Below are 7,185 nucleotides of genomic sequence, written 5' to 3' on the forward strand. Positions count from 1 at the left end.
GTGCCGCTGCGCATCCGCCAAACAACCTCGTCGGCAAACGTTTGGCGGATGCGCAGCGGCACTGAGCCTTTCGGGTAGCTTCCGGCTTTTTGTTTCTGCGGATAGCTATTGCGACAGCAGAGGGAAAACGGGTGGGGTTTTGCGCTTATTTTCCCGGAATGTGGACAGGTTCCGCATATCGCTATTCTTCCCCCGGCACCGCTCCCCAAACCCTATAAAGCGCGCTATATTCTCCCGCTTTCTTTTTCAGCAAGCAGGCCTTGTCAGGCCGGGAGAGAAGTAACCAATGCCCAATCGCGCCGTGATAAAAACAGATAAGGCACCGGCCGCTATCGGCAGCTATTCGCAAGCCGTCAAGGTCGACAACACCATCTACCTTTCTGGCCAGATTCCCCTGGTCCCGGAAACCATGGAGCTGGTCTCTGATGATTTCCGGGAGCAAGCCGTACAAGTGTTCAAGAATCTGAAAGCGGTGTGCGAAGCCGGCAACGGTTCTCTCGACAGCATCGTCAAACTGAATCTTTACCTCACCGATCTCAGCAACTTCGCTACCGTCAACGAGGTCATGGAAGAGGTGTTTACCAAGCCGTTTCCCGCACGTGCGGCTGTCGGTGTGAGTGAACTGCCCAAGGGCGCCCAGTTTGAAGCCGAAGCGGTGATAGTGATCTAAGCAGGGATTTGGCAGAGAGATCGCGCCGCTTCGAATGAGCGGCGCGGATACTGAATTCAGTCGTTTTCCAGCAGGGTGCTGTAGCCGGCGCGATAGTCGGGATATAGCATTTCATAGCCGCTATCCAGCATGCGCTTGTTGCTCATTTTCTTCGAACGACGCTCGCTGGTAGCCACTTCCTCACGCAGATGTGCGCTGGTGTATCCCATGGATTTTGCCAGCCAGCTCTGCAACTCATACATCGGCACCGGCGTGCAGTCGGCACCGATATACAGCTTCTCCAGCGCCAAACCGGTTTTCTGTCCCTCGATCAGGTGCGCCAGGAATCCCACCGCATCGTCGACGTGGATACGGTTGCTGAATTGCGGTGGTGAAGGCGGTGCGCAGCGACCAGCGCGCACCTGGGATAACAGGCGATCGCGGCCGGGACCGTAGATACCGGCAAACCGCACCACACAGGTTTCGGTGGGTGCTGTCTGGGCAATTTTTTCCGCGGCAAGCAGGGCTTCCCCCTGAAAGCTGCCGGGTAGGGGCTGGGAGCGTTCATCCAGCCAGTGATCACCGCTCTGGCCGTAAACCCGCGTAGAAGAAATCCACAGTACCAGACGCGGGGGCTTTTCCATTTCTGCAATGGCGTCGCGCAAGGTCGTTGCGGTTTCAACATAAGCGCGCTGATAGGCTTGCGGGGTGCTCGCACCCGGCGTGAAGGTGGCGATGACAATATCGGCACCGTGGTTCAGGTGTCGACGGATATCTTCCGGCTTGGTGGCATCACCGCGACGCCAATTGACGACATCGGCGCGACGCTTGCGTGCCAGTGCCTGCAGCGGGTTACGCCGCACGCCAAACACATCGTATGCCTTGCGATCCAACTTCAATGCCAGACGAGTCCCCAGGTCGCCACAACCGAAGATCCAGACTTTTTCCTTTGTCATAACCGCTCGAATCAACCCCCGGTACCGAATTCCGGCCCCACAATACACGATGCCAGAGTAGATGCGGCATCGTATTTAAATAGTTTTTATGAATTTGCGTAATAAATCAGTCGGCAAAAGCCTTTATAACCTGTTTGCCAACGACAAACTGTGAACAGGGCCAACAGCATCCTGTGGGCCCTGCACGCATTTTCAATCGATGTAATCGGGCAACGTCAGCGTGATTTCACCATGCGATAAATGAACAGCAAAATAATTGCCCCCACCACCGCCGTGATAATGCTGCCGAGTGACAGGCCACCGGTCGTGCCGAGACCGACAAAACTGCCAACCCAGCCGCCGATGAAGGCGCCGATGATGCCGATCACCATGGTCACAATCCAGCCGCCCGGGTCCGGGCCGGGCATGATCCATTTGGCCAAGGCGCCTGCAATCAGGCCCAAAATAATCCAAGACAAGATACCCATAGAGCGTTTCTCCGCTTTGTGTGTATTGAACACTTGCCCTTACACGTATAGCAAAAAAAGCGCCACGCCACCGAACAGAAGTGCATGTTAATAGCAACTTTTACTAACCATAAGGCCCGGTAATAGCATTTTTTTCTAGATTGAGACATTTACCCACCTCATCTGCAGTTTTGCTGGCCGCGCGGGGGCATTTATGAATAAACTCTATCGCAAAGTTTTATCTGATTGCGTTTACCATGACATTGAATGAATTGCGCTACATCGTCACCCTGGCCCAGGAGCAGCATTTCGGGCGCGCCGCGGAGCGCTGCTTTGTAAGTCAGCCGACACTGTCCATCGCCGTCAAAAAGCTGGAAAAGGAGCTCGGTGTGGCGCTGTTCGAGCGCTCCAAAACCCGGGTCCAGGCAACGCCGCTGGGAGAGCGTATCGTGGCCCAGGCGCAACTGGTGCTGGAGCAGTCGGCAGCGATCAAGGACATTGCCAGTGCCGGCAAGGACCAGCTCAGCAGTCCGCTGTCGGTGGGGGCAATTTTTACCATCGGCCCCTATCTGTTTCCGCACTTTATCCCGCAGTTGCAACAGCTGGCACCGCAGATGCCGCTGTTTGTTGAAGAGGGCTACACCTCCACGCTGCGCGCACGCCTGCGCAAGGGCGAACTGGATGCAGTGATTATTGCACTGCCGTTTACCGAGCCGGATGTGGTCACCCAGCCCCTGTACGACGAGCCTTTTGTGGTGCTGATGCCGTCGGACCACCCGCTGGCCAAATTTGACGCGCTGTCTCCGGAGCAGCTGTGTGAGGACAACGTCCTGCTGCTCGGTGAAGGCCACTGCTTCCGCGACCAGGTCCTGGAAGCCTGTCCGCAGCTGCAGCAGTCGATCGAGAAAGAATCCGGCAACGGACACATCCGCACTGCCGCCGATGGCAGCTCCCTTGAGACCTTGCGCCATATGGTCGCCTCGCGCCTCGGTATCACCGTACTGCCGCTTTCAGCGGCAGCCGCTTCCCAGTACGCTACCGGTGTGCTGGTGACCCGCCCGTTTGTCGCGCCAGCCCCACAGCGCACCGTGGCCCTGGCCTGGCGCGCCAGTTTTCCGCGACACCGCGCTATCGATATGCTGCGCGACGCCATCAATCAGTGCCAATTAAAGAGTCCGTGAATCGACCGCAGAAACCGCTGGCCGAAATTCCGGTAACCGCTCTCAAGGGGGTGGGCGCCAAGCTGGCGGAAACCCTCGCCAAACTGCATATCAGCTCCCTTCAGGATCTGCTGTTCCACCTGCCCGCACGCTACCAGGACCGCACCCGTGTGGTTCCCCTTGCGGGGTTGCGGCCCGGCATGGACGCGGTAATCGAGGGCGAGGTGCGCGCTACCGACGTGGTGTTCGGCCGCCGCCGCAGCCTCGCGGTACGCCTGCAGGACACTACCGGCAGCGTAATCCTGCGCTTTTTCCATTTCACTGCCGCGCAGAAAAATCGCCTGGCCCCGGGTACCCGGGTGCGCTGTTACGGCGAGGCCCGGCGCGGTAGCGCCGGCGTGGAACTTTATCACCCTGAAACCGAGGTAATTGGGGAAGATGTTTCACCCACTGCGGAAACCCTGACGCCCATTTACCCCCTCACCGAAGGCTTGGGCCAGGGCCGCCTGCGTGCGCTGATTGGCCAGGGGCTCGACTGGCTGGCAGAGGGCAGTGTCACCGAATTGCTGCCTGCAGATCTGCTGCCGGGAGCCCTGCAAATGCCTTTGGCCGGCGCGCTGATATACCTGCACCAGCCACCCGCCGATGCGGACCTGGTGCAACTTGGGGAAGGCCAGCATCCGGCCCAGCAGCGGCTGGCGCTGGAAGAGCTGCTCGCCCATCACCTCAGTCTGCTCGAGCTGCGACGCACCGCCTCCCGCGTGGCTGCCCCACCTCTGGCACCAAACGAAGCGCTTGAGCGTGACTTCAACGCCCGCCTGCCGTTCAGCCCAACCAATGCACAGCAAAGGGTGGGAAAGGAAATCGCGGATGACCTCGCAGTATCCCGCCCGATGATGCGTCTTTTGCAGGGAGATGTGGGCGCAGGAAAAACCCTGGTCGCGGCGCGGGCCGCACTGCAGGCCATCGGCGCCGGTTACCAGTGTGCGGTGATGGCGCCCACCGAAATTCTCGCCGAGCAGCACCGGATCAATTTCTGCGGCTGGCTGGAACCCCTCGGCATCACTGTGGCCTGGCTCACCGGTAGCATGAAGGCAGCGGAGCGTCGCACGCAGCTGGCGGCGATCGAAAGTGGCGACGCCCAGCTGATAGTGGGCACGCACGCACTGTTCCAGGAGGGCGTTGCCTTCCATCGACTGGCGCTGGTGATCATCGACGAGCAACACCGCTTCGGTGTGCGACAGCGGCTGCAGCTGCGCGAAAAGGGCGCGTCCGAAGGCAGCATCCGCACCCAGCCACACCAGCTGATCATGACTGCGACCCCGATCCCGCGCACCCTTGCCATGTCCGCATTTGCCGACCTCGACTGCTCGGTGATCGACGAATTACCCCCCGGGCGTCAGCCCATCAATACCGTGGCCATTTCCAACGAGCGTCGCTACGAGGTTATGGAGCGGGTGCAGAGTGCCGTGGCAGAAGGGCGCCAGGCCTACTGGGTGTGCACCCTGATCGAGGAATCGGAAACCCTGCAGGCACAGGCGGCGGAATCCACCGCTGAGGAGCTGGCGGACACCCTCGAGGGTGTGCGGGTGGCACTGGTACACGGGCGCATGAAACCCGATGCCAAGGAACTGGTAATGAAAGCCTTCAAGGCCGGCGAGGTGGACCTGCTGGTAGCCACCACGGTGATCGAAGTGGGCGTCGACGTGCCCAACGCCAGTCTGATGATCATCGAGAACCCCGAACGGCTCGGCCTCGCCCAGCTACACCAGTTAAGAGGGCGCGTCGGCAGGGGCAGTATCGCCAGTCACTGTGTACTGATGTACAGCACGCCGCTGTCCGCCAACGGCCGCGCGCGTCTGCAGGCCCTGCGCAGCCATGCAGATGGCTTTGCCATCGCCGAGGAGGACCTGCGCCTGCGAGGTCCGGGGGAGATTCTCGGCACCCGCCAGACCGGCGAAATTCAGCATCGCATCGCCGACCTGCAGCGGGACGCGCACCTGTTGCCACAGGTACAGAAAATCGCTGCAGCGCCACAACTGAGTGCAGATGCCCGTGCCGCCCTGGTGCGCCGCTGGCTGCACAACAAACCCCGCTTTGCCGAAGCCTAAGCGGCCTGCTCGCCTACAGCGTGGCATTTAACGCACAACTTGCGAACTGCCACTCGCTTTTCCCGTGCTCCCATCGACAATTGGACCGATTAGTCATTTCCGGTCACCAATAATTTTGCACTCCCGTTCCAGCAGTGGCAGCCTCAAGAAAAAGGGCTTACCCGGCCCGTCAACTCCCGACCACCAGTACGGGAAACACCGGATGATCCAGTTGAACACATACATCAAGCGCTCCGCCGCCGCCATCGCGTTGCTGCTCGGCAGCCCCGCGTGGGGCCAGGGCTTTTTCGGCAACAGCGATGAGCCCACCCCGCATATCACCATCGCACACACCAAAGTTGCCGCGGAGATACCCACACCACTGCAAGGCAATGATTTCGATGCGCTGCTCGCCCAGGCCACCTCTGGCGAAGGCCTCAGCGACGTGCGCGAAAAAGCCATTGGTATCTTCAGTGAGCAACTGCGCTTCAAGCTGGATGCCGCACTGCGCGAATTCTTTGCCGATGAAGAGGTCGCGCTGATTACCGACAACAACTCCCTCACCCTGCACAACAGCATCGACATCTCCGTGGTGAAGCAGCTCAGCGGCCTCAAAAACCGGGGCGACTTCGAGGTCGAGAAGGGCAACCTGAGTGCAAGCGGCGACTACCACTTCAGTCTGAATACACCGAGCGGCCTAGTATTGAAACAAAAGCGGCTCGATATCGCCGACCTCAACCTGAAAGGTAAATACCAGATCAAAACACCGCTGGGTAGCGGTAGCGCCGAGGACAACACCGAGGAGCAGCTGCAGAAAATGGCCGATTTGCTGGTGGCACGCATCATCGACCGTATCGAAGACGACCTTGAAGCAGATAGCCTGCGCGAACTTTCGAAACGGGGCTGACAGGCCCCGCTCCCCCCTCAAGTCCCTCCACCGCCTCCGCTCTTTACTGCAACTCGCAAATTCCCGCAGAGACACCGCGCACAAAACCGACCACTACTGACGCACAAGTCACGGAAATTTTTTGCTCTCTGCACCGATAAGTGGCAGCCTGTGACGGTTATCGCATAAATAAAGAGCGAATCCACTCGCCAGTTTACAAATAGCAAATAGCTTCCCGGCATAAAAATCAAAACAGGGAGAGAGATGCATGAGAACCCCAGGACTCCGCAGGTTGGCGCTCGCCAGTCTGTTCACAATCGGTCTGTCCGCGCCGGCCGCCGCCCAGAATGGCTTCTGGGGCGGTGACACAAACACCCCCAGCCTGGTTATTGACCCCACCGACATCCGGATAGACGTGCCCATGCCCGGCTCCAGCGGCAATCTGCAGCTGATGCTGGCCCAGGCCGGCAAGGGCGTCGGTCTCGCCGAGCTCAAGCAGCAGGCGGTACGCAATTACACCCAACACCTGCACAGTGAGCTCGCACGCGAGCTATACGAGTACCTCGAGGACGAAGAGGTCCCGCTAGTGAAGGAAGAAGGTGTGCTGAGCCTGCAAAATGCCCTGAATTTGCGGGTCATCAAGCATCTCAGTGCCATGACACCGAAAAAGGATTACGACCAGGAGAAGGGCGATATGGCCCTGACCGGTGAATTCCGCTACACGCTGAAAAATCGCAGTGGCACCGCGCTGCGCGAGCAGCGCATCAACATCGATGACCTCAAAATCTCCAGCAAGTACATCGTGCGTACTTACCACGACGGACGCGATGGGAAAGACAATACCGAGGAAGCCATCAAGGACGCCCTCAGCACGCTCGCGGAAGAACTGGTGGAGTCCATGGAAGACAATCTGGAAGCAGATCAGCTGCGGGATATGGCAGCGCTCTAAACTCCCCGGTTTTCCAGGGCACTAACAAAAAGGGCGAGCCGCACTGCGA

7 protein-coding genes are annotated in these 7,185 nt (G+C 59.3%); 5 read left to right on the forward strand and 2 right to left on the reverse strand.

All coding sequences use genetic code 11. From position 1 onward, the window contains the following. Positions 1-286: 286 nt before the first annotated feature. On the forward strand, positions 287-670 hold the full coding sequence (locus B4U49_RS01915; protein ID WP_078082893.1) for a RidA family protein: 384 nt from the start codon (positions 287-289) through the stop codon (positions 668-670). 56 nt (positions 671-726) lie between these two features. Here B4U49_RS01915 and B4U49_RS01920 read toward each other — a convergent pair whose 3' ends face one another. Continuing rightward, positions 727-1,605: an NAD-dependent epimerase/dehydratase family protein gene (locus tag B4U49_RS01920; protein WP_078082894.1), complete on the reverse strand. Its 879-nt coding sequence runs from the start codon at positions 1,603-1,605 to the stop codon at positions 727-729. 215 nt (positions 1,606-1,820) lie between these two features. Next, on the reverse strand, positions 1,821-2,072 hold the full coding sequence (locus B4U49_RS01925) for a GlsB/YeaQ/YmgE family stress response membrane protein (RefSeq protein ID WP_078082895.1): 252 nt from the start codon (positions 2,070-2,072) through the stop codon (positions 1,821-1,823). 236 nt (positions 2,073-2,308) lie between these two features. Between B4U49_RS01925 and B4U49_RS01930 the strand changes: the two genes are divergently transcribed. From B4U49_RS01930 to B4U49_RS01945, 4 genes are all read left to right on the forward strand, one after another. Beyond that, entirely contained in the window at positions 2,309-3,232 is a 924-nt protein-coding gene (locus tag B4U49_RS01930; protein WP_078082899.1) for a hydrogen peroxide-inducible genes activator, read from the forward strand. Then, positions 3,229-5,322: an ATP-dependent DNA helicase RecG gene (recG, locus tag B4U49_RS01935; protein WP_143735476.1), complete on the forward strand. Its 2,094-nt coding sequence runs from the start codon at positions 3,229-3,231 to the stop codon at positions 5,320-5,322. The genes B4U49_RS01930 and recG overlap by 4 nt, the downstream gene beginning before the upstream one ends. A gap of 202 nt (positions 5,323-5,524) precedes the next feature. Beyond that, positions 5,525-6,208 carry a hypothetical protein gene (locus B4U49_RS01940; protein ID WP_078082896.1) on the forward strand — a complete coding sequence of 228 codons (684 nt, stop codon included), beginning with the start codon at positions 5,525-5,527 and terminating at the stop codon, positions 6,206-6,208. Positions 6,209-6,455: 247 nt separating this feature from the next. Next, positions 6,456-7,136 carry a hypothetical protein gene (locus B4U49_RS01945; RefSeq protein WP_143735477.1) on the forward strand — a complete coding sequence of 227 codons (681 nt, stop codon included), beginning with the start codon at positions 6,456-6,458 and terminating at the stop codon, positions 7,134-7,136. Positions 7,137-7,185 lie beyond the last annotated feature (49 nt).

The sequence above is a fragment of the Microbulbifer mangrovi genome (assembly GCF_002009015.1).
Lineage (GTDB): Bacteria > Pseudomonadota > Gammaproteobacteria > Pseudomonadales > Cellvibrionaceae > Microbulbifer > Microbulbifer mangrovi.

Excerpts from the sequence above, each read along its gene's own strand:
- B4U49_RS01915 (WP_078082893.1), top strand. The coding sequence starts at position 287 with ATGCCCAATCGCGCCGTGATAAAAACAGATAAGGCACCGGCCGCTATC.
- B4U49_RS01920 (WP_078082894.1), bottom strand. The coding sequence starts at position 1,605 with ATGACAAAGGAAAAAGTCTGGATCTTCGGTTGTGGCGACCTGGGGACT.
- B4U49_RS01925 (WP_078082895.1), bottom strand. The coding sequence starts at position 2,072 with ATGGGTATCTTGTCTTGGATTATTTTGGGCCTGATTGCAGGCGCCTTG.
- B4U49_RS01930 (WP_078082899.1), top strand. The coding sequence starts at position 2,309 with ATGACATTGAATGAATTGCGCTACATCGTCACCCTGGCCCAGGAGCAG.
- B4U49_RS01940 (WP_078082896.1), top strand. The coding sequence starts at position 5,525 with ATGATCCAGTTGAACACATACATCAAGCGCTCCGCCGCCGCCATCGCG.
- B4U49_RS01945 (WP_143735477.1), top strand. The coding sequence starts at position 6,456 with ATGAGAACCCCAGGACTCCGCAGGTTGGCGCTCGCCAGTCTGTTCACA.